The sequence below is a fragment of the Streptomyces sp. NPDC050546 genome (assembly GCF_044457425.1).
In the GTDB taxonomy this organism is placed as follows: Bacteria; Actinomycetota; Actinomycetes; order Streptomycetales; family Streptomycetaceae; genus Streptomyces.
Map to the genome: position 1 here is coordinate 283,313 of NZ_JBITGX010000012.1, position 26,925 is coordinate 310,237.

Consider the following 26,925-nt stretch of genomic DNA (forward strand, 5'->3'; position numbering starts at 1 on the left):
ATGCGCCTGGCCCTGCGCCCGTACCTCCTGATCGTCCCGGCCCTGCTGCTGACCTGCGGGATCCTCTACCCGTTCGGGCTCGGGCTGTACTACACGCTGTTCGACTTCTCGGCGAGCAAACCGCAGCCGGACATGGTGCGGTTCGAGAACTACTCGACCGTCTTCACGCAGGAGGCGTTCTGGAACTCGGCGTGGGTGACGGTGCTGTACGCGGTCGGGGCGGCCCTCGCCGAGACCGTGCTCGGGGTGGCCGTCGCCCTGCTGCTGCACCGCTCGACCCTGCTGGGCCGGGTCCTGGAGAAGATCCTGATCCTGCCGCTGATGATCGCCCCGGTGATCGCGGCGATCATCTGGAAGCTGATGCTCCAGCCGTCGGTCGGGGTGGTCAACTACCTGCTGAGGCCCTTCGGTCTCGGCGGGGTGCAGTGGACCGACACCCCGACGGGCGCGCTGCTGTCGTCGATCGCCGTGGACGTGTGGGTGTACACCCCGTTCGTGGCGATCCTCGCCCTCGCCGGTCTGCGGTCGCTGCCCGCCTCCCCGTTCGAGGCGGCGGCCGTGGACGGCGCGGGGTGGTGGTACACCTTCCGGCGGCTGACGCTGCCGATGCTGTGGCCGTACGTCCTGGTCGCGGTGATCTTCCGGTTCATGGACTCGCTGAAGGTGTTCGACATCATCTACGCCCTGACGGAGGGCGGGCCGGGTGACTCGACGGTGGTGCTCCAGATCCGGGCGTATCTCGAGGCCATCCGCTTCCAGCGGTACTCCTTCGGGATCAGCTACACGATCGTGCTGTGGGCCGTGGTGTATCTGGCCGCGATGGTGCTGGTGAAGCACCTGGGGAAGATCCAGCGGAAGGCCGCGGAGGTGTCCTCGTGAGGAAACGCCTGGTGGGGTGGTTGTGCGACACCGCCCTCGTCCTCTACTTCGTCTTCGCGCTGTTCCCGATCGCCTGGATGGTGATCCTGTCGCTGAAGCCGACCGACCAGCTCTTCTCCACCTACTTCTCCTTCTCCCCCACCCTCGACGGCTACCGGACGGTCCTCGGCGACAGCGAGGGCATCCCGTTCGTGCGGTTCTTCGTCAACAGCCTGGTGGTGTCGGTGGGGGCGGTGGCGCTCTCGCTGGTGGTGGGGCTGCCGGCGGCGTACGCCTCGGCGCGGTGGCGGTTCAAGGGCTCCGAGAACCTGATGTTCACCCTGCTGTCGTTCCGCTTCGCGCCCGAACTCACCGTGATCATCCCGCTGTTCGTGCTGTACCAGAAGCTCGGCCTGTTCGACACGTACGTCGGCATGGTCTGGGTGCTGCAACTGGTCACCCTGCCGCTGATCGTGTGGATCATGCGGTCCTACTTCGCCGATCTGACACCGGAGCTGGAGCAGGCGGCGCTGCTGGACGGCTACACCCGCAAGCAGGCCTTCTTCCGCGTCGCCCTGCCGCTGGTCAAACCGGGCATCGCGGCCGTGTCGCTGCTGGCCTTCATCTTCGCCTGGAACAACTTCGTCTTCCCGCTGATCCTCACCTCCAACGAGGCCCAGACGGTGACCGTGGGCGCGCTGTCCTTCCTCGGCGGGGACCGGCCCAAGTACAACCTGACGGCCGCCGCCGCGCTGGTGTCCGTCGTACCGCCGCTGCTGCTGGCGCTGACGATCCAGCGGTATCTGGTGCGGGGCCTGTCGTTCGGGGCGGTGAAATCGTGATCACGCTGAGCGGGATACGGAAGGCGTACGGCAAGACCGTCGCGCTCGACGAACTCGAACTGGACGTACGGGAAGGCGAGTTCTTCTGTCTGCTGGGCCCGTCCGGGGCCGGCAAGACGACGACGCTCAAGACGATCGCCGGGCTCGAACCGCCCGACTCCGGCACGGTCGTGCTCGACGGCAAGGACATGCGGGGCGTGGAGCCCTACGACCGGGGCGTGGCCATGTGCTTCGAGAGCTACGCGCTCTACCCGCACCGCTCGGCCTACGACAACCTGGCCTCGCCGCTCCGCTCCCCCCGGCACCGGCTCCCCGCCGCCGAAGCCAAGCAGCGCATCGGCGCGGTCGCCGAACTGCTCGGCATCTCCGGACTGCTGGACCGCCCGGTGGGCCAGTTGTCCAACGGCCAGCGGCAGCGCGTCGCCCTCGGGCGGGTACTGGTCCGGCCCGCCCGGGCCTTCCTGCTCGACGAGCCGCTCTCCCACCTGGACGCCAAACTCCGCCAGCAGATGCGGGCCGAGCTGAAGGCGATCGGGGCCGTGCAGCACACCACCACGCTGTACGTCACCCATGACTCCGTCGAGGCGCTGGCGCTCGGCGACCGGATCGGGGTCATCCGTCAGGGGCGGATCGTGCAGACGGGCACCCGGGAGGAGATCTGGTACCAGCCGTACGACACGGAGGTCGCGCGGGCCTTCGGGCGGCCCCGGATCAACCTCCTGCCCGGGGTGGTGACGGAGCGCGGGGTGCGGGCCGACGGCGGGGTGGAGCTGCCGGTCCGGGCACAGGCCGCGCCGGACACGGACGTCCTCGTCGGTCTGCGGCCCCGGGACATCGCCCTGCGCGGCGAGGGTCACGAACTCACCGGGACCGTGTACGTCACCGAGGTCCTCGGACGGTCCGTCGAGGTCACCGTCCGGCTCGGGACCGGGGAGCAGCGGGTGTCGCTGGTGGCGCCCCGGGCGGACGCGGCACGCCTTCGTGCGGACGATCCCGTACGGCTCGCGGTCCGGCCTGAGAACCTGCTGCTGTTCGAGGCCGACCGGCCGGAGCGCCCGGGACGACGGATAGAGACACGATCATGAGCAGCAGCGGTGGACAGCAGGGGCCCGCGGCACGGCAGGCCGCCATGGCCGAGCAGGTGCTGGCCGACGGTTCGGCGACGGCGGCGGAGCTGGCCGAGCGCTTCGGGGTGAGCCTGATGACCATCCACCGCGACCTCGACGAGCTCGAACGGCAGGGCATCGTACGCAAGTCCCGGGGCGGGGTGACCGCGCAGCCGTCGGGGGTCTTCGAGTCGAACGTGCAGTACCGGCTGAAGACCATGCGGGCCGAGAAGGCCGCCCTCGCCGAGCACGCGCTGCGGATGGTCGAGCCCGGCATGGCGATCCTGCTCGACGACTCCACGTCCACCCTGGAGATAGCCAGGCGGCTGCGCACGGGCGAGGTCACGCCGCTGACGGTCGTCACCAACTTCCTTGAGGCCATCAACCTCCTCTCCGACCAGCGGGGCATCCACCTGATGGCGCTCGGCGGCGACTACGACCCGCTGCACTCCTCCTTCCTCGGGGTGTCCTGCGTGGAGGCGGTCGAGCAGCTGCGCGTGGACGTGTGCTTCGCGTCGACGTCGGCCGTGCACGGGGGTTACGCCTACCACCAGGAGCAGCACATCGTGTCCGTGAAGCGGGCGATGCTCGACGCGGCGGCACGCAACGTCCTGCTGATCGACCACACCAAGCTCGGCCGGGTCGCCCTGCACCGGGTCGTCCCGCTGTCCCGCTTCGACACGCTCCTGGTGGACGACGGGGCGTCGCCGGAGGCGCTGCGGGATCTGGACGAGCACAAGGTCCGTTACGAGGTTTGCGCGACGAAGGGCGGCCATGGCGAGCGGAACGGGACTGGAGCTACGTGAACTCCGTAAGACGTATCAGTCGCGGGGGCGGCCGTCGGTGGACGCCGTTCGCGGGATCGACCTGAGCCTGCGGTCCGGGGAACTGCTGGGGCTGCTCGGGCCGTCGGGGTGCGGCAAGTCGACCACGCTGCGGATGATCGCCGGTCTTGAGTCGGTGACCGGCGGGGACATCCTGGTCGGCGGGGACTCGGTGGTCGAACGGCCCGCTCAGCAGCGGAACATCGGGGTCGCGTTCGAGAACTACGCGCTGTATCCACCGCTGTCGGTGGCGGAGAACCTGGCGTTCGGGCTGAAGGCGCGCAAGAAGGCCGCCCGGGGTTCCAGGGGGGACGTCGACCGCAAGGTGAAGGAGATCGCCGAGCGGGTGGGCCTGACCGGCCTCCTCGGTGCCCGCCCGGCAGGCCTCTCCAGCGGCCAGAAGCAGCGCGTCTCCCTGGCCCGGGCCCTGATCCGTGAACCGGACGTGCTGCTCCTCGACGAGCCGCTGTCCCATCTGGACGCGGCCCAGCGTGACACCACCCGCCGTGAACTCAAGCGCATCCAGAAGGACCTGGGCCACACCACGATCCTGGTCACCCACGACCAGGAGGAGGCCCTCTCGCTCGCCGACCGGATCGCCGTGATGAAGGACGGCGTGATCCAGCAGCTCGGCACCCCCTACGAGATCTACGACAGCCCGGCCAACCTGTTCGTCGCGGACTTCGTCGGCGAGCCCGCGATCACCCTGCTGCCCGGAATCGCCACCGGCGACGGCGAGGCCCGCCTCTCCGGCTCGGTGCGCATCACGCTGCCGGTGTCCGTGGAGGCCGGCCGGGAGGTGGTCGTCGGGATCCGCCCCGAGGACGTCTCGCTCACCGCCGAGGGCGGCCTGCCCGCCCGGGTCGTCGCCCACGAACCGCTCCTGGAGTCGGGCCTGGCGACCCTCGCCCTGGAAGGGGTCGAACGGCATCTGGTCGTCCTCACCGACCCCGAGGTACGGCTCGCCCACGACGAGCGGGTCCGGGTCGCCGCCGATCCCCAGCACACCCATGTCTTCGACGCCGAGACGGGAGCCACACTGCGATGACCTCCGAAGAGAACGTGCGTGTCGTGGCCGCCGGTGACCACTTCGTACTGCCGTCGCTGATCGCGCGGGCGGTGGAGCACGAGGTGGAGCGGGCGCAGATCAAGGAGCTGGAACTCGGCTGGCCGCTGGAGCCGTTCGGGCCGGTCGCCGAGGTGCAGGAGGCCAGTGACGCCGAGGACGAGATGATCGAGGCGCTGGCCGGGGCGGAGGTCCTGGTCACGCAGATGGGGCCGGTGACGGAGCGGGTGCTCGCCGCCTGCCCGGATCTGAGGCTGGTCGTGGTCTGCCGGGGCGGGCCGGTCAACGTCAACCTGGACGCGGCCAAGAACCGTGATGTGCGGGTGTGCTTCGCGCCGGGCCGCAACGCCGCCGCCACCGCCGAGTTCACCGTCGGCCTGATGCTGTCCGCCCTGCGCCGCATCCCGCAGGCCCATGAGCCGCTGGCCCGGCAGGGCAGCTGGGAGGGCGCGACCTACTACACGTACGAGCGGAGCGGTCTGGAGCTGGAGGACCTGCCCGTCGGTCTGGTCGGATACGGGGCCGTCGGCAGCCGGGTCGCCCGGGTGCTGTGCGCGTTCGGGGCGCGGGTGATGGTGTACGACCCGTATGTGCACGGGGAGATCCACGGACTGCGTGTGAACTCCCTCGACGATCTCCTGCGCTCCTCCCAGGTGATCACCCTGCACGCCCGGCTCACCCCCGAGACCCGGGGGCTGATCGGCGCCCGGGAGCTGGGGCTGCTGCCGCCCGGCGCGGTGGTGGTGAACGTGGCCCGGGGCCCGCTGCTGGACGAGGGCGCGCTGTGCGACGCACTGGAGAGCGGGCGGCTGTCGGCGGCGGCGCTCGACACCTACGAGCGGGAGCCGCTGCCCGTCGAGTCCCGCTTGCTGGGGCTGGGTGACCAAGTCGTGCTGACCCCGCACCTGGGCGGGGCGTCGCGCGCGGTGGCGGAGAAGGCCGCGCGGATCGCCGCCGAAGAGGTGGGCCGCTGGGTGCGCGGGGAGCCGCTCGCGCACTGCCTGACCTGAGGACCGGGAGGAGAGCCGCATGTACGTCGGTATCGATGTGGGCACGTCCATGGTCAAGGCGGCGGCCTTCGACTCCGCGGGCCGCCAACTGGCCGTGGCGTCCCGGTCGGTGGCCCTGTCGCTGCGGGGCGGGGTCGTCGAGCAGGACATGGAGGAGGTGTACGGGGCGGTCGTGGCCGTCCTGAGCGAGGTCACCGAACGGGTCCCGGAACCGGTCGAGCTGGCCGGGCTCACCGGGCAGGGCGACGGGGTGTGGCTGGTCGACGGCGAGGGGCGGCCCGTGCGACCCGCGGCCTCCTGGATGGACGGGCGGGCGCACGAACTGGTCGACCGGTGGCTGGCGGACGGCACGTTCGAGGCGGTGTTCCGGCGGACGGGGAGCGCGATGTTCCCGGGTTGTCCGGGGCCGCTGCTGGCCTGGCTGGACGGCAACGAACCGAAGGCGCTGGATGCCGCGAAGGCCGCCCTGTACTGCAAGGACATGGTGTTCCAGCGGCTGACGGGGGCCGGTCCGACGACGGATGTCTCGGACGCCTCGATGCCCTTCCTCGACCCGCGCACCCGGACCTACGACAACCGGGTCGTCGAGCTGCTGGGGCTGACGCACCGGCGCGGTCTGCTCGCCCCGGTGAGCGACCCGGTCGCGACGGCCGAGGCGCTCGGCGAAGGCCTGCCCTCCGGCACCCGGATCGCGAACGGCCCCTACGATCTGCCGGCCTGCGCGCTGGGCGCCGGGGTGACGTCCCCGGGCGACGGTCTGCTGATCGTCGGCACCTGTCTGGCCAGCCTGGTCGCCACGACCGAGCTGGACCTGACCGGCGAGCCGGCGGGTCTGTACATCTCCACGGACCGGCCCGGTCACTGGCTGCGCGCCATGCCCGCGATGGTCGGCACGGCGGCGCTGGACTGGGTGCTGTCGACGACCGGGGTGGCACACGACGAGGTGGACGGCCTGCTGGCCGAGACCCCGCCGGGCGCGAACGGCGTCCGGGTGCTGCCGTACTTCGCACCCTCCGGTGAACGCGCCCCGTTCGTGGAGCCACGGCTGCGGGCCGAACTCCTCGGTGTCTCCCTGGAGTCGACCCGGGGCGATCTGGTCCGCGCGACCTGCGAGGGCATCGGGTACGCGGCCCGGCACTGCCTTCAGGCGGCGGGCCTCGACGGGAACCTGGCCGTCTGCGGCGGCGGCACCCGCAGCCCCGCCTGGATGCGGCTGCTCGCCGACGTGCTCGGCAGGCCCCTGCGGGTCGTCGAGGGCGAGGTGGGCGCGCGGGGCGCGGTCCTGGCGGCGGCGGAGCGGTACGGGGTGCCGCTGGAGGCGGAGGTGTGGACGCGGCCGACGGAGGTCGTCGAGCCGGATCCGGGGCGGGCCGCGTACTACACGAAGGGCTACGAGGAGCACCTGGACCGGCTCGCCGCGGCACGGACCCGCGCGAGGACCTGAACACCCGTACGACGAGAGGGACTTGGATGCACCTGAGACGGCGATCTCTTCTGCTCGCGGCCGCCGCCACGCCGGCGGTCGCGGCCGTACCCGCCCACGCGGCACCCGCCCAGCGGCGCCCGGTGGTCATCGGCCACCGCGGCGCGGCCGGCTGGCGCCCCGAGCACACGGCCGCCTCCTACACGTACGCCGTGCAGACGGGCGCGGACTGGATCGAACCGGACCTGGTGCCGACGAAGGACCATGTGCTCGTCGTCCGGCACGAGAACGAGATCTCCCAGACGACCGACGTGGCCGGCCACCCCGAGTTCGCGGACCGCCGTACCACGAAGACGGTCGACGGCCGGGCCGTGACGGGATGGTTCACGGAGGACTTCACCCTCGCCGAGCTGAAGACGCTGCGGGCGGTGGAGCGGCTGCCGCAGGTCCGCGACCGCAACACGGTCTTCGACGGCCGTGAGCAGGTGATGACCTTCCAGGAGGTCGTGGAGCTGGCGCGGCGGCTGTCGCGGACCCACGGCCGGACGATCGCCGTCTTCCCCGAGACCAAGCACCCGACGTACTTCCGGTCCGTCGGGCTGCCGCTGGAGCCGAAGCTGGCGGCCGCGATCCGCCGCTACCGGCTCGGCCGGCGCGAGTGCGTCGTGCAGTCCTTCGAGCCGACGAGCCTGAAGCGCATGACGGGCCTGGGTGTGCCGCTGTGGCAGGCGCTGGGAACCACGGGCGGGCCGTACGACCTGCCCGGGAGGACCTACAAGGAGATGATGACGCCGGCGGGGCTGGCGGAGATCGCGGAGTACGCGGACTGGATCGGGCCGGACAAGTCCTCGCTCGTCGGCACCTCTCTCCTCGCGGACGCCCATGCCGCGGGGCTGCGCGTGGGCCCGTACACCTTCCGCGCGGAGAACCAGTTCCTGCCGGCACAGTTCCGGCGCGGAAGCGGAGCGAACGATTTCGGGGACGCGTTCGCCGAGTACGCGCTGTACTACCGCATGGGAGTCGACGCGGTGGTGACCGACTTCCCTGACCTGGCGGTGATGGCTAGGAGGGGCTGATGACGGTGAGCCGGGCGTGCCGGACCTGCGGCACCATGCAGGAGTTCCGGATGTTCAACGCTGCCGAGCGGGCGGCCGTCCGCGCGGAGAAGGGGGATGGTCACTTCGTGGACGACTACTGGCGCTGCACCGCTCACGGCTGCCGGTGGTACCAGCGTTACCTCAACCGCGGGGAGGACGGCCTGCTCCCGGAGGAACTCAAGATCCAGGCCGCCCCCGCGCTGTGAGTCCTAGAGGTTGGAGAAGTCCGGGCCCTTGGTGCGCGTGCGCTTGATCTCGTAGAAGCCGGGGACCGAGGCCACGGCGAGGGTGCCGTCCCACAGGCGGCCGGCCTCCTCGCCCTGCGGGGCCGGGGTGACGACCGGGCCGAAGAAGGCGATCTGCTCGCCGTCGGCGCCGGGCACGGCGATCACCGGGGTGCCGACGTCCTGGCCGACCTTGTCGATGCCCTCCTTGTGGGAGGCGCGCAGTTCGGCCTCGTACGGGGTGGAGTCCCAGTGCTCCAGGAGGGACTCGGGCAGACCCACGTCCTTGAGGGCGGCGGCGACGGTCTCCTTGCCGGGGCCCTCCTCCCGGTTGTGGATGCGGGTGCCGAGCGCGGTGTAGAGATCGCCGAGCACCTCGGGGCCGTGCTCCTGCCGCGCGGCTATGACGACCCGGACGGGGCCCCACGCCTTGGTCTCCAGCAGCTCGCGGTACTCCTCGGGCAGCTCGTCCAGCTTGGGCTCGTTGAGGACGGCGAGGCTCATGAGGTGCCAGCGGACCTCGATGTCCCTGACCTTCTCCACCTCCAGCACCCAGCGGGAGGTCATCCACGCCCAGGGGCACAGCGGGTCGAACCAGAAGTCGACGGGGGTCTTGTCCGACATGTCTCTCCTCAGGAGGAAACTGTTTCCTCCGGGAACGCCGGTGCTCGCTCCGGTCATTCCCGGCCCCTGGTGTCAGGGGCACGTGGCAGGATCGGTGCTGTTCAGCCGTACCCCACGACATATGAGGAGTGCCGCCCGTGCCCGGTGAGAATCTGTCCCGCGACGAGGCCCGGGAGCGGGCCGCCCTGCTGAGCGTCGACGGGTACGAGGTGTCCCTCGACCTGCGGTCCGCGGTCGGTGAGGACGACGGCGCCGGGCCCCGCACCTTCCGCTCGGTGACGACGCTGCGCTTCCGCTGCAACGAGCCGGGCGCGAGCAGCTTCGCCGACCTGATCGCGCCGAGTGTGACGGCCGTCTCACTCAACGGCCGTGATCTGGACCCCGGTGAGGTCTTCGACGGCTCCCGGATCACCCTGGAGGACCTGGCCGCCGACAACGAGCTGGTGGTCGACGCCCAGTGCGCCTACTCCCGCACCGGCGAGGGCCTGCACCGCTTCGTCGACCCCGAGGACGGCGAGGTGTACCTGTACACGCAGTACGAGCCGGCCGACTCCCGCCGGGTCTTCGCCAACTTCGAGCAGCCCGACCTCAAGGCCCCGTTCCGCTTCGAGGTGCGGGCACCGGAGGGCTGGACGGTGTGGAGCAACGGCGTCGGTGAACTCGGCGACGGGGTCTGGCGGTTCGCCGAGACGAAGCCGATCTCGACGTACATCACGTGTGTGGTGGCGGGCCCGTACCACTACGTGAGGGACTCCTACTCCCGTACGTTCGCGGACGGCACGACGCTGGAGATCCCGCTCGGCGCGCTGTGCCGCAAGGGCCTCGCGCCCCACTTCGACTCCGACGACGTCTTCCTTGTCACCAAGCAGGGCCTGGACTTCTTCCACGACCACTTCGACTACCCGTACCCGTTCGGGAAGTACGACCAGGCGTTCGTGCCCGAGTACAACCTGGGCGCGATGGAGAACCCGGGCCTGGTGACGTTCCGGGAGGAGTTCATCTTCCGCGGGAAGGTGACGCAGGCGTCCTACGAGGGCCGGGCCAATGTCATCCTGCACGAGATGGCGCACATGTGGTTCGGCGACCTGGTCACCATGGAGTGGTGGGACGACCTGTGGCTGAAGGAGTCCTTCGCGGACTTCATGGGCGCGTTCTCGCTGGTCGGCGCGACCCGCTTCGCGGGCGGCTGGATCACCTTCGCCAACCGCCGCAAGGCCTGGGCCTACCGCGCCGACCAGCTGCCGTCCACCCACCCGGTCACGGCGGACATCCGCGATTTGCAGGACGCCAAGCTGAACTTCGACGGCATCACGTACGCCAAGGGCGCGTCGGTGCTGAAGCAGCTCGTGGCCTACGTCGGGCAGGACGCGTTCCTCGAGGGCGCCCGGCGCTACTTCAAGCGGCACGCGTACGGCAACACGCGCCTGGGTGACCTGCTGTCGGTGCTGGAGGAGACCAGCGGCCGGGACATGAGCGCCTGGGCGCGGTCCTGGCTCCAGACGGCCGGGGTGAACTCGCTGACACCGCAGGTGCTGTTGAGCCCGGAGGGCCGCGTCGAGGAGCTGGCGGTGGTGCAGGAGGCCGCCGAGGCCTATCCGGAACTGCGGCCGCACCGGGTGGCGGTGGGCCTGTACCGGGTGACGGACGGCGGCACGCTGGAGCGGTACGCGCGCGCCGAGACCGACGTCGACGGCGCGCGGACGGTCGTGGCGGACCTGGCCGGTGCCGAGGCGCCCGACCTGGTGCTGGTCAACGACGACGACCTCACGTACTGCAAGATCCGCTTCGACGCGACCTCGCTGGCGACGCTGCGCGAGCACCTGGGTGCGATGACGGATCCGCTGGCGCGCGCCCTGTGCTGGTCGGCGCTGTGGAACATGACGCGGGACGCGCTGCTCCCGGCCCGGGACTTCGTGGATCTGGTGCTGCGGTGCGCGGGGCGCGAGTCCGAGATCGGCGTGCTCCAGATGCTGCACGCGTGGGCCGAGTCGGCGGTCACGCACTACGCGGCGCCCGGCCGCCGGGAGGAGACCGGGAGGCTGCTCTCCGAGGGCGCGCGGCGCGAGCTGTACGCGGCCGGGCCGGGCAGCGAGCACCAGCTCGCGTGGGCGCGGTTCTTCGCCCGGGTGGCCGCCGCGGACGCCGACTTCGAGATGCTGCGGGACCTGCTGACGGGCGCGGTGGCGGTCGAGGGCCTCGACCTGGACCAGGAGCTGCGCTGGGTGTTCCTGGAGCCGCTGGCCGCGCACGGGGTGGTGGACGAGAAGGTGCTGGCCGAGGAGCTGGCCCGGGACGACACCGCGTCCGGCAAGCGTCACCAGGTGCGCTGTCTGGCCGCCCGCCCGTCGGAGGCGGTCAAGGCGCAGGCGTGGGCGCAGGTAGTGGAGTCGGACGCGCTGTCCAACGCCATGGTCGAGGCGACCATCTCGGGCTTCGAGCAGGGCTCGCAGCGGGAGTTGCTCGCGCCGTACACGGAGAAGTACTTCGCGGTGATCGAGCGGGTGTGGGCCGAGCGGTCGATCCAGATCGGGATGCATGTGGTGTCGGGCCTGTTCCCGTCGCTCCAGCAGTCCCAGGAGACCCTCGACGCCACGGACGCCTGGCTGGAGTCCCACCGGGAGGCGGCCCCGGCCCTGCGCCGGCTGGTCCTGGAGGCCCGGGACGATCTGGCGCGGGCCCTGCGGGGGCAGGCGTGCGACGCTGCGGCCGAGTAGGCGGGGACCTGACACCTTTGGCCTGAGATTTGGGGTTCCGTCACCGTTACGGAATACAGGCAATCACAGCCGTAACCCCTGGTCCGCACCCGAACGGACCAGGGGGTTTCGGCATCCGAACATCCGTCCTTTAGTGCCGGATTGTCCGTATGTGTCGACGGGCCTGTAACAGGGGTTAAAAGGCGGGTCGGGCGCGGGAAATTGCCGGTCATGACGCACAACACCCCGCTCTCCCCCCGCCCCCTGCACGACCTGACCGGCCGCGGCCGGCTCCGGGTGATGACGGTCGCGCAGCTCCGCGCCCACGGTGTCTCGACGGCGCAGGTGAACGAGCAGTGCACCCCCGGCGGCCCCTGGCAGCAGCTCCTCCCCGGCGTCGTCCTGCTCCACCCGGGCCCGCCGACCAGCGAGGAGCGGCTGCACGCGGTGCTGATGTACGCGGCGCGGGAGCGCGGCACGGGTGTTCCCGCCCAGCCCGGAGCGGACGGCTCCGGCGCCCCCGCCCACCCCGAGGCGATGATCACGGGCCTGGCCGCCCTGACGCTGCACGGCTTCTCCTCCACTCCCCCGCTGCCGTCCCTGGACGCGATCGACGTCCTGGTCCCGCGGATGCGCCGGCTGCGCTCGACGGGCTGCGCGCGCATCGTCCGGGGGGTCGCCCTGCCGGTCCCCGAGCAGGTCACCGGCCTGCCCGTCGCGCCGGTCGCCCGTGCGCTGGCCGACGCGGTGGCGGGCCTCGCGGACGCCGTCATCGTGCGCCGGCTGATGACGGAGGCGGTGCGCGGCGGGTACTGCGAGCCGGCCGCGGTGGTGCGGGAGCTGAACCAGGCCCGGCTGCTGAGCCGCCCGCACGTGGTGGACGCGGTGGATTCCCTGCTGGCCGAGGGCCGGGCGATCGCGGAGGACCGCCTGTACCGGATGGTGCGCGAGTACGGCCTGCCCGACCCGGTGTGGAACGTGGATCTGCGGCTGCCCGGCGGCCCCTATCTCGGCGGTCTGGACGCCTACTGGCCGGACCAGGCGGTGGCCCTGGAGCTGGACACCCGGGCGCCCCGGCAGAACGACGAGGCGCAGTGGTCGGAGTACGCCCGCAAGCGCGAGCACCTGGAGCGGCTCGGCATCACGGTCGTCCACATCACGCCCAGGAAGCTCCGCGACTCGGTGGAGCAGCAGGCGACGGTGGTCCGCACGGCCCTGATGGCGGCGGCCGACCGCGAACCGGCCGCCTATGTCGTGGTGCTGCCCCGGTAGGGACAGGACCCGGGGACAGGGCCCGGGGGCGGGACCAGGGGGCGGGACCAGGAGGGGGGAGGAGGGGCCGCCGGAGTCGCCGGCGGCCCCTCCTCGTGCTCCGGCGGCGCCTGATCTTGATCTGCCGGGCCGGCGGCTACGAACCAGCAGTGGGGGGAAACGCACCGCCTCGCCGCGCGTGAGTCCGGCCGGCCGTCTGCTGCGGCAGACAGGTGAATCTGTCAGACGGACGGCTTTGGACCGGATGCGCTCCGCGGAGAACAGGGCCAGTGTCGAGCTGAGCCGAGGAGGCGCGATGGACCGAGGAGCCGGAGCCCAGAGGGAAGGTGACACGCAAGGGGGACAGGCAGGGGCCACGGACGACCCCGCGCTGAACCAGTTGCTCATCCGCGCCGCCGACGGCGACGAAGAGGCCTTCGCCGCACTGTACGACGCCCTGGCGCACACGGTGCTGGGACTGACCTGCCGCGTGGTCAGGGACAAGGCTCAGGCGGAGGAGGTGACCCAGGACGTGATGGTGGAGGTGTGGCGGACCGCCGACCGGTACCGGCCCGCGCGCGGAGCCGCCCGGAACTGGGTGCTCACCCTCGCGCACCGCCGCGCGGTGGACCGGGTCCGCTCCGTCGCCGCGGGGCGCGCCCGCGAGCTGCGCGCCGCGGTCCAGGAACAGGAGCGGTCCTTCGACACCGTCGCCGAGGAGGTCGAGACACGGGAGGAGCAGCGGGTGGTCTTCCGCTGTCTGACCGAGCTGACCCGCGAGCTGCGGCTGCCCCTGGTGCTGGCCTACTACGAGGGGTTGACGTACGCGGAGGTCGCCGAGGCGCTCTCGATGCCGGCCGGCACCGTCAAGTCGCGGATGCGACAGGGGCTGCGGCGCCTGCACGACTGTATGGAGGCCGGCTCGTGAACCTCACCGGCGACCCCCACCTCGATGTCGGCGCGTACGTGCTGCACGCGCTGCCGGCCGACGAGGAGGCCGCCTTCGAGGAGCACCTGGCCGGTTGCGCCCCCTGCCGTGCGGAGGTCGATGAGCTGTCCGGGGCGGCCGTCGGGATGGGGGCGGCCGAGACGGAAACGCCCTCGGCGGACCTGCGCCGCCGGGTGCTGGAGCGGATCGCGGCCGTACCTCAGGACCGGTCCGTCGCGGCGGAGTCCCGGCGCCGGCGCCGCCGGGAACAGGGGCTCCGGCTGGCGCTCGCGGCGTCCCTGGCGGCGGCCGCGGCTCTCGGGGGCATCGCCTGGTGGCAGAGCTCGGAGGCCGACTCCGCGCGCGAGGAGGCCGCCCAGGACCGTGCCGGGTACCGGCAGCTCACCGGTGTCCTGGCCGCCTCCGACGCCACCATCAGCACCGAGGAACTCACGCGCGGCGGCACCGCGAGCGTGGTCGCCTCCCGGGCGGAGGGACGGTCCGCGTTCATCGCCGCCGGGCTGCCCCCGCTCACCGGCGACCAGGTCTACCAACTCTGGTACGCCCGGCCGGGGCAGTTCCGGCCGGCCGGACTGGTGCCCGGGGCGGGCGGACGTCAGGCGCATGTCCTGGACGGGCGCCTCGGCGGGGCCACCGCCGTCTGCGTCACGGTGGAACCGGCCGGCGGCTCCCGCCAGCCCACCACCGATCCGGTCGGCGTCATCTCCGTCCCCGCGTGACGGTCACCGCTCCGCCACCGCGACGGCGGCCGCGTGCGCCGGGCCCACCGCCACGTCGTCGATCGTCCAGCCCGGCATCCGGCGGGGCCCGCGCGCGGAGGCGCCGAGGTGGTCGGAGCCGAGGTCACGCCCGAGTCCGGTGCCGAGCCCTTTCAGATACGCCTCCTTGCGTGTCCACACCCGGGCGAAGGCGGCCGGGCGGCCCTCAGGCGGACACGCGGCGAGCTCGGCGGCTTCCCGGGGGTGCAGTGTCGCCGTGAGGGACGCGACGACGTCCGGCTCGGGCAGCCGCTCGATGTCCGCGCCGACCGCCGTGTCCGCGAACGCGAGCAGGCAGAGCCCGTCGGTGCGAGAGACGGAGAAGCTCAGGGGCACGCCGGGCACGTCGGGTCGGCCGTGCGGGCCCTGGCACACCGGGCAGGGCCGCCGTACGAACGTGACGTCCGACGGCTCGATCCCCAAGTAGGCGCCGAGGAGCAGCCGCAGGCACACATGGGCGACCCGGTAGCCGTCCCGGTCCGCGGCCCGGTGCAGTGCCGCGGCCCGGGCCCGTTCCCCGCCGTCCAGCAGCGTGCCGGCGAGCGGGGCCACGGCGCCGCTGAGGTCCTCCGCCCGGGCCAGCCACACTCGGGGGCGGCCGGGGCGGGGCGGCTGCGGAGGCCGGGCCCAGGCGACGGACGTCAGCCGCTCGGGACGCAGGACCGGTCTCGCGGGTCTCGCGGGGAGAAGGCACATGGCACGGCCGTCCCGGGTCAGTCGGAGGACGTGCGCACGGCGCGCGGGTCCGCGACGAAGTCGCTCCCGTACAGGGCCTGTACCCAGTTGCCCTGGTAGATGGTGTCGAGATAGCGCTCGCCGAGGTCCGGGGCGATCGCGACGGGCGTGAGGCCCGGTGTGCCGTGCCGGGCGAGCCAGTTCGTCGCCCCGCTGACGACCGTGCCGGTCGAGCCGCCGAACAGGAAGCCCTGCCGCGCCATGTTCCGGCAGGTGCGGATGGCGTCGGCCTCCTCGACGCGCACCGCCTCGTCGACGTAGCTCTCGTCGAGCAGCGGAGGCCTCACGCTCATGCCGAGGCCGGGGATCATCCGCCGTCCGGGCGGGTCACCGAAGATGGCGGAGCCGACGCTGTCCACCGCGACGATCCGCACCGGCCGGTGCCAGGAGCGGAACCAGCGGGCGCAGCCCATCAGGGTGCCGGTCGTGCCGACGCCGATGAACAGGACGTCCAGGAGCGGGAACCAGCGGGCGATGGCCGGAGCCGTCCGGAAGTAGTGCGCCTTCCAGTTGTCGGGGTTGGTGTACTGACTCAGCCACACATAGCGGTCGTCGGCGGCGCACAGAGCGCGCACGTGCGCCAGCCGCGCGCCCAGCAGACCGCCCGTGGCGCTCTCGTCGGAGACGACGTGGACCTGGCTGCCCAGGGCCTCCATCATCAGCCGGGTGGCGAGGTTGCACCGGGAGTCCGTCACACAGACGAAGCGGTAGCCCTTGCTCGCGGCGATCATGCTCAGTGCCACGCCGAGGTTGCCGGAGGAGGACTCGACCAGGATCGAGTCCCGCCTGAGGGTTCCACCGCGCTCGGCGGACTCCACCATCTCGGTCGCGGCCTTCATCTTGATGGAACCGGCGAAGTTGAAGCCCTCGCACTTGAGGAAGAGCCGGTGTCCCGTCATCGGCTCGAGGTCGACGTACAGGTCCTCCTCGTTGAAGGCGTGGGGTACGGATATGACAGGCACGATGTTCTCCTCGTACAGGACCGGACGGTGGACGGGTTCCGCCCTCAGCCGTGCCGGCTCAGTTCGTGAAAGAAGTTCTCGATGACCCGCAGTTCGCCGGAGCGGGCCACTTCGTCGTAGACATGGCTGCCGACCGCGAGATCGAGCACGCCGAGGCCGAACGGTGAGAAGACCACCGGCCGGCCGGCCGGGACCGTCACCCGGCCGGTCATCACGTCGTCGAGCGTGCCGAGCAGGAAGTCGCGGTTGCCGGTGAGGCGTTCGGTGAGGTGCGGTGAGGTGGCGGCTCGCAGGCAGTGGTCGATGTCGTCGACGACGTTGGTGGCGCCGAGCAGCACCTCGGGTGCGAGGTCGCGCAGCGACACATGGAGCACCACCGGGTTGTGCCGGAACCACGACGGCTCGGTGATGTGCGGCCGGTCGGCGACCGTGGCGAAGACGATCAGGTCGCTGAGGCGGATCAGTTCCTCGGCGCTGTCGTGCACGGTGACCCGTCCGACGGCCCCGGACTGCTCCAGATAGGTGCGGAAGCCGGCGGCGCTTTCGGCGGACAGGTCGTGCACGCCGATGGCGTCGAAGGACCAGCCGGTGCCCTCCAGGTAGGTGTGGATGTAACGGGCGATCAGCCCCGCCCCGACGAACCCCAGCCGGGCCGGACGGGGCCGTCCCCTGCTGAGCCGGTCGGCGGCCGACGCCGCGGACGCGGCGGTCCTGGCGGCGCTGATGATCGAGCTCTCCATGCAGGCGAACGGGTAGCCCGTGACGGGGTCGTTGAGGATGAGGACGGCGGACGCCCGGGGGATGCCCGAGGCGACGTTGGCGGGGAAGCTGGAGATCCATTTCAGTCCGTCCGCCCGGCCCTCGCCGCCGAGGGAGGCGGGCAGGGCGATGATCCGTGCCGTCGGCCGCTCGGGGAAGCGCAGGAAGGAGGAGGGCGGGTTGACCGTACGGCCGGCGCCGTGCAGGCGGTACGTCGCCTCGACGACCTCCACCACGGTCTTCTCACGGCCCTGGAGCACCTCCTTGACCTGGCTTCCGGGGATGACGGCGAAGGGCGGCACCACCGGGGTGTCCGTGTCCGTCATGGCGGTCTGCGGGACGGTGTGCAGGGTGGTCATGCCGCTTCCCTCCCCCTCTGCGGTCCGGGAAGGCCGGGACGCACGGGGTCGGCCATCGCCACCACGATGTCCCGCGGCCCCTGGTAGGCCTCCCGGCTGTGCGCGGTGCGGATGTTGTCCACGAGCATCAGGTCCCCGCGCTGCCAGGGCCGGCGTACGGTGTGGGCCTCGTAGGTCTTGTTGATCTGCTCGACGACGTCCGGGGGCACCGGATCGCCGTTGCCGTAGCGGGTGTTGAAGGGCAGGCCGTCGGGGCCGTACTCGTCGGTCAGGAACTCCCTGACCTCGGGTGCCATCGTCCACTCGTTCAGGAACGCGATCTGGTTGAACCAGCAGCTCAGGCCGGAGACCGGGTGTCGAATCACGGCGTGCCGGTGCTGCCTTGTCCGCAGCGAACCGTCCGGCTGCCAGGACCAGTCGATCGCGTGGGCACGGCAGTAGGCCTCGACCGCGCCGCGGTCGTCGCTGCCGAAGGACTGGGCGAGTGTCGCGCCGATTCCCTCGTTGTAGGCCCTGGTGAGCAGCCAGCCCTCCCGGGCGAAGCGGTCGACGATGTCGGCGGGCAGCGCCCGTAGTACGGCGGTCGCGTCGGCCACCGCGGTGGCACCGCCTTCGACGGGCGGCTCCAGGCACGCGAACAGCATCAGGCCGGGACACTCGAGGGCGTAGCTGAGCTCATGGTGCATGCACATGGGCTGGGTGGGCGGCCAGGCCGACGACGAGTAGACGCCGTCCGCGTGGCGGTCGCGGGCGGCGAAGGCCTCGCGTTCGGCCACGGGGCGCTCGGCCACCTGGCGGAGGACCGACTCGACGTCGGCCGGGGTACGCAGGCCGAGGCCCCGGACGGTGACCGCCCCCTGCTCGGCGACGAGTTCGCGCAGCGCGGCCCGGGCATCCGGAAGGTCTTCCGCGTCGAGTACCGGAAGGGCGCCCGGGGCCCCTGTCGTCTCTGTCGTGGTGGTCCTGTTCTTGCGGAAGAGTGCCGACAGCATGTCGATCTCCTCTCATGCTCCTTGTGTCTGTCGCGGTTCTCCGCCGGTCGTCCGGGTGTCGATCAGGTGGGCCAGGTCGGCCAGTACGGGGTGGCCCGTGAGGTCGCGCGGGGAGATCACCCGGTCCAGCGAGACCGCGAGCCGTACCGCCGACAGGGACGTGCCGCCCAGGTCGAAGAAGTTGTCGTCCCGGCGGATCCGTCCGGGCGGCAGGCCGAGTTCGGACTCCCATCGCTCCGCGAGCCGCCGTTCGGCCGGTGTGCGCGGGGTGCCGCCGGAGTCCCGGGACGGGCCGAGGTCCTCGGCGAGCGCGGCGAGCGCCTTGCGGTCGGTCTTGCCGTTGGCGGTGAGCGGCAGGCGGTCCAGCAGGTGGAAGGACGCCGGGACCATGTACGCGGGGAGCAGGTCCGCGAGCCGCTCCCGCAGGTCCTCGGCGGTCACCGCGCCCTCGCTCGCGCAGAAGGCGGCCAGTTGGCGTCCGTGGCCCTGTGCGCCGGTCACCACGACCGCGCAGTCCGTGACGCCGGGCACCCGCAGCAGCGTGTTCTCGACCTCGCCGATCTCGACCCGGAACCCCCGGATCTTGACCTGCGCGTCCCGGCGGCCGAGGAACTCCAGTTTTCCGTCGGGGCGCCAGCGGCCGAAGTCGCCTCCCAGGTACAGCCGTTGGCCGGGGCGGTGCGGGTCCTCCAGATAGGCGAGCGAGGTGCGTTCGGCGTCGTTGACGTAGCCGCGTCCGACGCACACCCCGGAGAAGACGATGGCGCCGGGCGCGCCGAGCGGCACCGGAAGCAGGTTCTCGTCGACGACGTACTGGCGCACGTTGGCGATGGGACGGCCGAGCGGGATCCGGTCGGTGGCGGGCGCCCGGTCCATCACCTCGTGGTGGGTGTCGTCGGACGTCTCGGTCAGCCCGTAGGCGTTGACCAGGCGCACGGCGGGCCCGCCGGTGAACCACCGCTGGACCAGCTCACCGCGCAGCGCCTCGCCGGTGACGGACACGCAGCGCAGGTCAGGCAGGTCCCGGGGGACGCGTTCCAGCGCGGACAGGATGACGTCGAGGTAGGACGGCACCACTTGCAGGACGTTGACGCGTCCCTCGGCGATCCGGTCCAGGAACCGGTCCGCGTCGAGGATGGCGTCCTGCTCGACCAGCAGGGTCCGCCCGCCTGTCAGCAGCCCGGCGAGCAACTGCCACAGCGAGATGTCGAAGCACTGCGAGGCCGTCTGCGCCACCACGGTGCCCTCGCCGATGCCCAGATCGTGGATCTTGGCGTACAGGTGGTTGAGCAGGCCGGCGTGCTCGCACAGCGCGCCCTTCGGCTCTCCGGTGGAGCCGGAGGTGAAGAAGACGTACGCGAGCCGGTCGGCCGGGATGTCCAGGCCGAGGTCCGTGCCGTCGGCGGCCCGTTCGGTGAGGTCCGGGACGAGCAGCCGCCGGGTTCCGGGCAGCGCCGCGAGCGCCCGGTCCAGCCGGGTGGTGCTGCCCGGTGCGGTGAGGACGTAGGCGCAGTCGGCGCGGGTGAGCATCGCGCCGATGCGGCCGGGCGGATGATGCGGGTCGACGGGCAGGTACACGCCGCCGGCCTTCAGGACGCCGAGCACGCCGGCCGCCCAGTGCAGGTCCCGCTCGGTCACCACGGCGACCGTGTCCTCGGAGCCGAGCCCTTCGGCCAGCAGGACCCGGGCCACCCGGTTGGCCCGGGTGTTGAGGTCCGCGTACGTCCGGCCGCGGCCCTGGTGGACCATGGCGACGGCGTCCGGATGCCGGCGCACCCGCTCCTCGAACAGCTCGTGGAACCGGCGGTCCGGCAGCGCACGGCGCGGCCCCGCCGCCAGCCCGTCGAGCTGGAACCGGAGTTCGTCCGCGGACAGCAGGCTGCCCCGGTCGTGGCGGGCGTCGGGGTCGGCGGCGATCGCCTCCAGGGCGGCGAGGTGGTACCCCGCGATCCGGGCGGCACAGTCGGCGTCCAGCAGGTCCGTCCGGTGCCGCAGACGCAGCAGGAGCCGGCCGTGCTCCTCACCCGCTGAGATGCCGAGCAGCACACCGCCGTCCGCGGGGACGGTGACCTCGTGCCCGGCGGGAGCGAAGACCACCTCGGGGCCCGGCCCGGGCGGCGGCACCGCCGATGCGGCCGACCCCGCTTCCCGCACCAGCTCAGCCCAGGTGCCGGGCCTGACGGTCAGCTCGAACGTCCCCGTCCCGGCCGGGGAGAGGCAGCCGCTGCGCACCTCGGGGTCGCCGGAGAGCAGGGCCAGCACCTTCGCGTGGGCCGCGAGGAGGATCTCGGCGAGCGGTACGCCGAGTTCACGGGCCCGCGCCCGCAGGGCCGCCGTCACCTCACCCGGGAGACGGCTGATGTGCTCCCCGGTGCCGGGCACCGACTCCTTCGCCCAACGGGGCACGGCCGTGAAGCCGCCCTCGGCACGGCTGCCGCTCCCGGGAACGCGGGCCTCGGCCACTGTCGCCGCCATCACCGCGCACCTCCCCTTTGGTCTCTCTCGTCGTCTCTCTCGTCGAGGGGGCGGGCCGGATTCCCCGCCCAGCGGGTGTACCCGGGGACCGTCTCGCCCTTCATGAGGAAGGAGTCCGCCGCCAGCACGGCGCCGTCCCCGACCGTCACGCCGTAGTGCACGAACGCTCCGACGCCGAGGGTGCAGCCGGCGCCGAGCGCGCTGCGGTCCGACTTGAACGTGCCGTCCTCCTGCGAGTGGCACTGCAGGACGCTGCCCGAGTTGAGGGTGCAGTCGTCCCCGATACGGACCATGGGACGCTCGGTCACAGCGCAGCCGTCGTCGAAGACCCGCGCCCCGATCCGGACGCCGAGCAGGCGCCATACGACGCTCTTGAACGGCGTGCCGTCGAGGATGTGCAGATAGGTCTCGGAGGGGACCTTCCAGTACCGCTCGCGAACCCAGAACCGGCGGTCGTAGATCGAGCAGAACAGCGGCCCCGGTGGGTGCACCACCGTGACGGCCCGCTCCAGAAGGACGTAGTACACCAGGGTGAACGGCAGCAGGACGGCGTTGGCGAGTGCCAGGACCGCCGTGCCCCACACCGGGTACTGGCTCGCGGCGAGCGCGAACAGCAGGACGACGCAGAAGAAGAACAGCCATCCCGTGAGCAGGTGCCATGCCATGGTGACGGCGTTGTGCCGGTTCTTGGCCGCGAGGCGAGGGCCGAGACCGTTCCCCTCCTTGAGCTCGTCGAAGGTGCTGTCCCGCGCCACCGACCTCGGGATCTCGAAGCAGGGCGAGCCGAGAAGTCCCACATCGTGCCGGAGCGGCCCGCTGACGGGGATGGCCACCTTGGTGCCGAGCAGGCAGTTGTCGCCGGTGCGCCCCCCGACGGGGTAGGCGATGCGGTTCCCGAGGAAGTTGTGCGCCCCGATCGCGGTCTGCGACAGCCGGAACGACGTGCTGGAGTACTCGGCGTTCATCAGGGACAGCCCGTCCGCGACCATGGTCCCGGTGCCGACCCTGCTCAGGAAGGGGCTCTCGTGCTTGACCTGGGTACCGAAGTTGGAGCCGGTCTGCTCCACCGGGGAGAGGCGATAGCCGATCCAGCGCAGGTAGTGCACGATGCCGCTGCTGTCACCGAACAGCCGGGTCAGGGACTTCCGGTTCGTCAGCAGCACGATCGTGCGGTGCACGGTGTGACGGAAGCCGAAGAGCGGGTACGTCCGCCCGGGCGGGACGAACCTGCCCAGCAGCCGGGGAACGGTGGCCAGGACCACCAGAGCGGCGAGCACCCCGCCGAAGAACACGACGACCGTGACGACCAGCAGGTCGACCCAGAGCACCGTCGCCCCGCCCTTCAGTACGGCGGATCCCTCCAGCATCCGGGAGAGCAGCACGTCCAGGCAGCCCACCGCCAGCGGCAGATACACCAGCAGCGCCGTGAGCAGCATCAGGGAGCCGTGCGTCGCTCGCCGGGCGCTGCCGCACCGGGCGGGCTCCACCACCGGGAAGGGCCCGTCCGCGGGCTGGGCGGGGGAACCGTGCCAGTGCTCGCCGTCGGGGACTGTCTGCCCGGTCTGCAGGGAGGACGCGTGCCCGAGCCGGGCCCCCTCCCCCAGCCTGGTCCCGATGTCCAGCACCGTCACCTCACCGACGACCGCGCCCCGGCCCAGGGCGACCGGCCCGGTCTCGATCACTCCGTCGACCGCGTGGTAGCAGCTGAGCAGCGCGTCCTTGCGGACGAGTGCGCTGTCACCGACGGTCAGCAGATCGGTGCACACGGGGGCGCTGCGCGACAGGATCGTCACCCCCCTGCCGATCCGCGCGCCCAGGGCCCTCAGGAAGAGCGGGTAGAGCGGCGATCCCACGAACAGGACCAGCGGGCTCGACCGGATCAGCGTCTTGACCAGCCAGAACCGGAAGTAGGTGAGGCTCCAGACACGGAACCGCCGTGGGGTGAACCGGCCGATCAGCGTCCACTTGGCGATCACGGGCAGGGCGCACAGCACGACGAACAGCGCGGCGCCGAAGACGACGCTCCGCAGATAGGCGTCGAGCAGATGCGTCTGCGCGGAGATCCACTCATAGCCCTTGGCGGTGACGGCCGCGAGGAGGAAGGCATAGCCGAGAAAGGCCAGGAGCTGGAGCGCCCCGCAGAGCACGCGGTGCGGGCGGCCGGTCGGGGGCGCCGGTGCCGGGACCGGCGCCCTGGGCAGTCCCGATGGGCTGGGCGCCTCGGATCCGGAGGGTGGTGGCGGGGTGCTGTCGACGACCAGTGCGGCCGCCAGTCCCCCGGCGGTCGGATGCCGGTACACGTCGCGCATCGACACCGCCGGCAGGTCGGGCAGGTTCCGTACCCGCGCGCAGAAGTGCGCCATCACCATCGAGTCGGCACCGAGGTCGTCGAAGAAGTCGCTGTCGACCCGCACCTCGTCCAGGTGAGCGACCTCCGCCAGCAGCGCGGCGAACCGCTCGGCCGCGGCGGAGACCGCGGGGTCGGACGACGCTTCGCAGGGCCGGGCTTCCTCCACGAGGCCCCTTTCCACCTCCTGGAGCTGCTGTCCCGCCATGAGAGGACCCCCTCGGCTGCCGACTTTCTGCTCTGCCTCACTGGGGATTCGTAGCCGGGCAGCCGAGGTATGGAAGGTCCTGCCTACTTCTCGAAACGTGAGCGAGCGTCTCACCAGCCGGATGCCTCACGGCAGCCGAGCCCACCCGGCGTGCTTACGAGGTGCGGGCGCGTACGCTCACGCCGCTGGCGGCGGCTACTTGGCGCAATACTCCGCCTCGATGATCGCGTCGGTGCTTCCCGACCAGTCGCCGTTGAAGTTGACGGCCAGGGAGTGCCGGCCGTCGTCGGTCGTCACCGCGTCCGAGTTCGAGCCGGAGATGCCGCCGTCGTGGCCCCAGACGTGGACGCCGCAGCTCAGCTCGCGGTCGACGAGCCCCAGACCGTAACGGCTGGTGTCGCGGCTGGACGGGACCGTGGTCTTCATCTTCTTCAGCTGCTCGGGCGGGAGCAGTCTGCCCCGCAGCAGGGCCGAGTAGAAGCGGTTCAGGTCGGCCGAGCTGGAGACCATCTGGCCGGAGCCGTAGGCCAGGCGCGGGTTCAGCTCCGTGACGTCGTACGTCGGGCCCTCGGCCGTCCTGGCCAGCTTGGAGTAGGCGCGGCTGCTGGGCCGGGGCAGGGTCACCCGGGTGGTGGGCACCGACGTGGAGGCAAGCTTCAGCGGGGCGATGATCCGGCGCTCGATCTCGTCGCCGTAGTCGTCGCTGCCCGTGGCCTTCTCGATCACCCGCGCGGCCAGGATGTAGTTGGTGTTGGAGTAGTTGAACGGCTCGTCCGACTCGTCCGACGTGGGATACGGCTTGTTCGCCATGGCGAAGGCGAGCAGCTCCTCGGGGGTCGCCTCGTCGAAACGGTGCTTCATGAAGCCGTCCGCGGTCATGTACTTCTGCTGGAAACCCGTGTCGTCCAGGTAGTCGTAGATGCGGCTGGTGTGGTTCAGCAGCTGACGCAGGGTGACCTTCCGGCCGTCGTGGCCGTTGCCCCGGACCAGGCCCGGCAGCCACTTCTCCACCGTGTCGTCGAGCGAGAGCTTGCCCTCGGCCTCCAGTTGCAGGACGACGGTCGCGACGAACGTCTTCGTGATGCTGGCGACGCGGTAGTGGTCCGCCGTCGAACGTGGCTTGCCCGTCTTGAGGTTGCCGACGCCGGCCGTGGCCGCCCAGGTGCCGTGCCCCCGCCGCACGGTCACGGTCACGCCCGGCACGCCGTCCGCGACCGCCTTCCGTACCGCCTGCCGCGTCGCGTCATGACCGCCGTCGGACGGAACCGCGAGCGCCGGAGCGGCCAGGGCCGCCGTCAGCGCCACGGCCGTCGCCGCCGTCAGGGCTGTACGCAGGTGTCTCTTCATGTCCCCGTTTCCCCCTGTCACATCGAGCTGTGTCAGGGGGTGGGACCTGGGCGGCCCGGCCAGGGTTGACCGCGTCCGGGCGGTTGGGCGGTAATCAGCCCTTCTTGAGCACCAGTTCGGTGTTGCGGTCCTCCGGGTCGCCGCCGAGGTTCGGGTTCGCGCCGGGGGCGTTGAGGGACAGCTCGCGGTAGAGGGCGGCCAGGCCGGTCTGGGAGAGGTCGGAGAAGTCCGTGCGGTGCGGGGCCGAGGACTCCACCAGCGTGGTGAACAGCGAGACCGTGCCGTCCTTGTTGTCGGTCAGCTCGATGATCCGGGCCAGCTGGGGGAAGTCGACGTGGGAGGCGGTGGAGATCTCCCAGAAGGTGCCGCCGCCGGACATCGAGTGCGGGGTGATGACGTTCTTGTGGATGTGGCCGTTCACCCAGGCGAGCACGTTGCGGTGGTTGCCGAGGAGGGCGAGGACCTCCTGGCCGCTGTGCCTGCGCTCGCCCGGCCGGGACGGGTCGTTGCGGAGGTTCGTCATCGTCTTGCTGGTGTGGTGGCTGAAGATCACCGCGTGGGAGTCCTTGTTCTCCCGCAGGGTCTTCTCGAGCCACTTCATCTGGGCCGTGCCGAGGGAGCCCTCGTAGTGGCCGCCCGCGTCCGTGGTGTCCAGGCTGATGCCGATGACGTCGTCGGAGACGCGGAAGGCGTAGTACTGGGTGCCCGTGTCCAGGTTGGCGGAGGAGTAGCCGTGACCGGCCGGGCCGACACCGCGGTAGGCCGGGCTCAGATGCGCCTGGAGGTACTCGGCGGTGGTGAAGGGGGCGCGGCTCTCGTCCGGGGTGACCGAGCGCATGGAGCGGGCGTGGGACTTGAGGAAGTCGTGGTAGCGGACGCCCTTGGGGTCCCGGGCCTTCTTGATCTGCGCCTGGAGCTGCTGCGCCTCCGCCGCGGACACGTTCATCAGCTTCTTGCCGCCGACGGCGAGTTCGGTGAGGTAGGGGTCGCCGTGCGAGGCGTAGCAGCCCATCGGCAGGGAGTCGTGGTTGCCGACCGTGGAGTACCAGGGCAGGTTGAGGCCGGGGCTGCGGACCTCCCGGACGGCGGCCTTCAGAAAGCCGTCGAGCTGCGGGAAGCCGGCCTGCTTGTCGGTGTCGCGGACCGCGGCGTCGGGCTGCCAGTACTGCTTGAGGCCGCTGTTCTGGACGCCCTCGTACTGGCGCGGGTTCCCGGTGTTGGGCGTGATGCGCCCACCGCTCATGATCTTCAGGAACCACTCCAGCTCGGACTTGGCGTTGTTGTCCGTGTTGTCGCCGGTGGTCATGGCGAAGTGCAGCGGGGCGCCGGTGACGGGAGCGCCGCGGAGCGCGTTGATCCGCTCCACCAGCGCGATGGCGCCCTGCACGGTCAGCGCCTCGTGCGGCCGCCAGGCGTGGATGTCGGCCGAGCGCAGGTACTCCAGGCGCAGCGGGTGCTGGGCGTCGATGATGTGCAGGTCGGTGAGCTGCACGAACGCCGCGAGCGCGGTACGGCGCCCGGCGCGGCCGGACTTGGGCGCGGCCAGGTCGGAGCGCACGACCCGCTGCCAGCCGGCTCCGTCGCCCAGGCGCCGGTAGCCGGAGCTCCCGCGCGGGGTGGCGACGGAGGCGAGGGTGGTGCCCTTGGTGTAGGGGGCCAGCGGCGCGGCCGGCGCCTGGCGCGAGGAGGCGGCTACGGCCTCGGTCGCCTCCTTGGCCGTGGCGGCCTGGCTGTCGCTGGGCCGCAGTGCGTAGCCGACGCCCGCGGAGAGGGCGACCGCGCCGCCGGCGGCGAGGACGGAACGCCGGTGGATGCCCTGGCCGGATCCTGCGACTGAGCGTGTGCGCGACATGCGCTTCTCTCCCCGAGTACGAACGCGTCGGCAGTGGTCGCGGGGCGTTCGTCAAACGAACACCCCGCTCACACTGGATCGTTGGCACCGGGGATGACCTGTACGTAAACGCGACGGCAACGGGCAGCGCCGATCACCGAACGTGGATCTTGGCCTACCCTGCG

The 26,925-nt window shown here is 71.6% G+C and carries 22 protein-coding genes; 13 read left to right on the forward strand and 9 right to left on the reverse strand.

Features of this window, described 5'->3' with window-relative positions:
- Genes ACIBK5_RS29055 through ACIBK5_RS29095 form a run of 9 tightly spaced genes read left to right on the forward strand, consistent with a single transcriptional unit; the run spans position 1 to position 8,432 of the window.
- Entirely contained in the window at positions 1-879 is an 879-nt protein-coding gene (locus ACIBK5_RS29055; protein ID WP_399023983.1) for a carbohydrate ABC transporter permease, read from the forward strand.
- Complete coding sequence (locus ACIBK5_RS29060; protein ID WP_382493786.1) at positions 876-1,700, forward strand: carbohydrate ABC transporter permease; 825 nt, start codon at positions 876-878, stop codon at positions 1,698-1,700. The genes ACIBK5_RS29055 and ACIBK5_RS29060 overlap by 4 nt, the downstream gene beginning before the upstream one ends.
- Positions 1,697-2,785: an ABC transporter ATP-binding protein gene (locus tag ACIBK5_RS29065; RefSeq protein ID WP_399023986.1), complete on the forward strand. Its 1,089-nt coding sequence runs from the start codon at positions 1,697-1,699 to the stop codon at positions 2,783-2,785. The genes ACIBK5_RS29060 and ACIBK5_RS29065 overlap by 4 nt, the downstream gene beginning before the upstream one ends.
- Complete coding sequence (locus ACIBK5_RS29070; RefSeq protein ID WP_399023988.1) at positions 2,782-3,612, forward strand: DeoR/GlpR family DNA-binding transcription regulator; 831 nt, start codon at positions 2,782-2,784, stop codon at positions 3,610-3,612. Before ACIBK5_RS29065 ends, ACIBK5_RS29070 begins: the two co-directional genes overlap by 4 nt.
- Positions 3,581-4,678 carry an ABC transporter ATP-binding protein gene (locus ACIBK5_RS29075; protein ID WP_399023990.1) on the forward strand — a complete coding sequence of 366 codons (1,098 nt, stop codon included), beginning with the start codon at positions 3,581-3,583 and terminating at the stop codon, positions 4,676-4,678. Before ACIBK5_RS29070 ends, ACIBK5_RS29075 begins: the two co-directional genes overlap by 32 nt.
- Positions 4,675-5,706 carry a 2-hydroxyacid dehydrogenase gene (locus ACIBK5_RS29080; protein ID WP_399023992.1) on the forward strand — a complete coding sequence of 344 codons (1,032 nt, stop codon included), beginning with the start codon at positions 4,675-4,677 and terminating at the stop codon, positions 5,704-5,706. Before ACIBK5_RS29075 ends, ACIBK5_RS29080 begins: the two co-directional genes overlap by 4 nt.
- A gap of 19 nt (positions 5,707-5,725) precedes the next feature.
- The gene (locus ACIBK5_RS29085) at positions 5,726-7,150 is read left to right on the forward strand and encodes an FGGY family carbohydrate kinase (RefSeq protein ID WP_399023994.1); all 1,425 of its coding nucleotides are present in this window, start codon (positions 5,726-5,728) and stop codon (positions 7,148-7,150) included.
- Positions 7,151-7,176: 26 nt separating this feature from the next.
- Complete coding sequence (locus ACIBK5_RS29090) at positions 7,177-8,205, forward strand: glycerophosphodiester phosphodiesterase family protein (RefSeq protein WP_399023996.1); 1,029 nt, start codon at positions 7,177-7,179, stop codon at positions 8,203-8,205.
- Positions 8,205-8,432, forward strand: coding sequence for a hypothetical protein (locus tag ACIBK5_RS29095; RefSeq protein ID WP_399023998.1), 228 nt, complete (start codon positions 8,205-8,207; stop codon positions 8,430-8,432). The genes ACIBK5_RS29090 and ACIBK5_RS29095 overlap by 1 nt, the downstream gene beginning before the upstream one ends.
- A 3-nt stretch (positions 8,433-8,435) precedes the next feature.
- Here the strand turns inward: ACIBK5_RS29095 and ACIBK5_RS29100 are convergent, their stop codons facing one another.
- Positions 8,436-9,074 (reverse strand): DsbA family protein, encoded by a 639-nt coding sequence (locus ACIBK5_RS29100; protein WP_399024001.1) that lies wholly within the window; start codon positions 9,072-9,074, stop codon positions 8,436-8,438.
- Between the two features lie 137 nt (positions 9,075-9,211).
- Here ACIBK5_RS29100 and pepN point away from each other — a divergent pair, with 137 nt between their 5' ends.
- The 4 genes from pepN (at position 9,212) to ACIBK5_RS29120 (ending at position 14,686) form a co-directional block, all read left to right on the forward strand.
- Positions 9,212-11,788, forward strand: a complete 2,577-nt coding sequence (gene pepN / locus ACIBK5_RS29105) for an aminopeptidase N (protein ID WP_399024003.1) — start codon at positions 9,212-9,214, stop codon at positions 11,786-11,788.
- A gap of 210 nt (positions 11,789-11,998) precedes the next feature.
- The gene (locus ACIBK5_RS29110; protein ID WP_399024005.1) at positions 11,999-13,039 is read left to right on the forward strand and encodes a hypothetical protein; all 1,041 of its coding nucleotides are present in this window, start codon (positions 11,999-12,001) and stop codon (positions 13,037-13,039) included.
- Positions 13,040-13,334: 295 nt separating this feature from the next.
- A complete protein-coding gene (sigK, locus tag ACIBK5_RS29115) occupies positions 13,335-13,946 on the forward strand; it encodes an ECF RNA polymerase sigma factor SigK (protein ID WP_399024007.1) in 612 nt (203 codons plus the stop codon).
- Positions 13,943-14,686, forward strand: a complete 744-nt coding sequence (locus ACIBK5_RS29120) for an anti-sigma factor domain-containing protein (protein WP_399024009.1) — start codon at positions 13,943-13,945, stop codon at positions 14,684-14,686. The genes sigK and ACIBK5_RS29120 overlap by 4 nt, the downstream gene beginning before the upstream one ends.
- 3 nt (positions 14,687-14,689) lie before the next feature.
- Here ACIBK5_RS29120 and ACIBK5_RS29125 read toward each other — a convergent pair whose 3' ends face one another.
- The 8 genes from ACIBK5_RS29125 to ACIBK5_RS29160 form a co-directional block, all read right to left on the reverse strand.
- Positions 14,690-15,421: a 4'-phosphopantetheinyl transferase family protein gene (locus ACIBK5_RS29125; protein WP_399024011.1), complete on the reverse strand. Its 732-nt coding sequence runs from the start codon at positions 15,419-15,421 to the stop codon at positions 14,690-14,692.
- Between the two features lie 17 nt (positions 15,422-15,438).
- The gene (gene sbnA, locus ACIBK5_RS29130; protein WP_399024013.1) at positions 15,439-16,422 is read right to left on the reverse strand and encodes a 2,3-diaminopropionate biosynthesis protein SbnA; all 984 of its coding nucleotides are present in this window, start codon (positions 16,420-16,422) and stop codon (positions 15,439-15,441) included.
- Positions 16,423-16,466: 44 nt separating this feature from the next.
- Entirely contained in the window at positions 16,467-17,540 is a 1,074-nt protein-coding gene (sbnB, locus tag ACIBK5_RS29135) for a 2,3-diaminopropionate biosynthesis protein SbnB (RefSeq protein WP_399024015.1), read from the reverse strand.
- Entirely contained in the window at positions 17,537-18,532 is a 996-nt protein-coding gene (locus ACIBK5_RS29140) for a TauD/TfdA family dioxygenase (protein ID WP_399024017.1), read from the reverse strand. The genes sbnB and ACIBK5_RS29140 overlap by 4 nt, the downstream gene beginning before the upstream one ends.
- 12 nt (positions 18,533-18,544) lie before the next feature.
- Positions 18,545-21,007: an amino acid adenylation domain-containing protein gene (locus ACIBK5_RS29145; RefSeq protein WP_399024019.1), complete on the reverse strand. Its 2,463-nt coding sequence runs from the start codon at positions 21,005-21,007 to the stop codon at positions 18,545-18,547.
- Positions 21,007-23,562, reverse strand: coding sequence for a Pls/PosA family non-ribosomal peptide synthetase (locus tag ACIBK5_RS29150; RefSeq protein ID WP_399024021.1), 2,556 nt, complete (start codon positions 23,560-23,562; stop codon positions 21,007-21,009). Before ACIBK5_RS29150 ends, ACIBK5_RS29145 begins: the two co-directional genes overlap by 1 nt.
- A 195-nt stretch (positions 23,563-23,757) precedes the next feature.
- Positions 23,758-24,909, reverse strand: coding sequence for a serine hydrolase domain-containing protein (locus ACIBK5_RS29155; protein WP_399024023.1), 1,152 nt, complete (start codon positions 24,907-24,909; stop codon positions 23,758-23,760).
- 94 nt (positions 24,910-25,003) lie between these two features.
- Positions 25,004-26,761: a TIGR03767 family metallophosphoesterase gene (locus tag ACIBK5_RS29160; RefSeq protein WP_399024025.1), complete on the reverse strand. Its 1,758-nt coding sequence runs from the start codon at positions 26,759-26,761 to the stop codon at positions 25,004-25,006.
- Positions 26,762-26,925 lie beyond the last annotated feature (164 nt).

Excerpts from the sequence above, each read along its gene's own strand:
- ACIBK5_RS29055 (WP_399023983.1), top strand. The coding sequence starts at position 1 with ATGCGCCTGGCCCTGCGCCCGTACCTCCTGATCGTCCCGGCCCTGCTG.
- ACIBK5_RS29070 (WP_399023988.1), top strand. The coding sequence starts at position 2,782 with ATGAGCAGCAGCGGTGGACAGCAGGGGCCCGCGGCACGGCAGGCCGCC.
- ACIBK5_RS29075 (WP_399023990.1), top strand. The coding sequence starts at position 3,581 with ATGGCGAGCGGAACGGGACTGGAGCTACGTGAACTCCGTAAGACGTAT.
- ACIBK5_RS29080 (WP_399023992.1), top strand. The coding sequence starts at position 4,675 with ATGACCTCCGAAGAGAACGTGCGTGTCGTGGCCGCCGGTGACCACTTC.
- ACIBK5_RS29085 (WP_399023994.1), top strand. The coding sequence starts at position 5,726 with ATGTACGTCGGTATCGATGTGGGCACGTCCATGGTCAAGGCGGCGGCC.
- ACIBK5_RS29090 (WP_399023996.1), top strand. The coding sequence starts at position 7,177 with ATGCACCTGAGACGGCGATCTCTTCTGCTCGCGGCCGCCGCCACGCCG.
- ACIBK5_RS29095 (WP_399023998.1), top strand. The coding sequence starts at position 8,205 with ATGACGGTGAGCCGGGCGTGCCGGACCTGCGGCACCATGCAGGAGTTC.
- ACIBK5_RS29100 (WP_399024001.1), bottom strand. The coding sequence starts at position 9,074 with ATGTCGGACAAGACCCCCGTCGACTTCTGGTTCGACCCGCTGTGCCCC.
- ACIBK5_RS29110 (WP_399024005.1), top strand. The coding sequence starts at position 11,999 with ATGACGCACAACACCCCGCTCTCCCCCCGCCCCCTGCACGACCTGACC.
- sigK (WP_399024007.1), top strand. The coding sequence starts at position 13,335 with ATGGACCGAGGAGCCGGAGCCCAGAGGGAAGGTGACACGCAAGGGGGA.
- ACIBK5_RS29125 (WP_399024011.1), bottom strand. The coding sequence starts at position 15,421 with ATGTGCCTTCTCCCCGCGAGACCCGCGAGACCGGTCCTGCGTCCCGAG.
- sbnB (WP_399024015.1), bottom strand. The coding sequence starts at position 17,540 with ATGACCACCCTGCACACCGTCCCGCAGACCGCCATGACGGACACGGAC.
- ACIBK5_RS29140 (WP_399024017.1), bottom strand. The coding sequence starts at position 18,532 with ATGCTGTCGGCACTCTTCCGCAAGAACAGGACCACCACGACAGAGACG.
- ACIBK5_RS29145 (WP_399024019.1), bottom strand. The coding sequence starts at position 21,007 with ATGGCGGCGACAGTGGCCGAGGCCCGCGTTCCCGGGAGCGGCAGCCGT.
- ACIBK5_RS29150 (WP_399024021.1), bottom strand. The coding sequence starts at position 23,562 with ATGGCGGGACAGCAGCTCCAGGAGGTGGAAAGGGGCCTCGTGGAGGAA.
- ACIBK5_RS29155 (WP_399024023.1), bottom strand. The coding sequence starts at position 24,909 with ATGAAGAGACACCTGCGTACAGCCCTGACGGCGGCGACGGCCGTGGCG.
- ACIBK5_RS29160 (WP_399024025.1), bottom strand. The coding sequence starts at position 26,761 with ATGTCGCGCACACGCTCAGTCGCAGGATCCGGCCAGGGCATCCACCGG.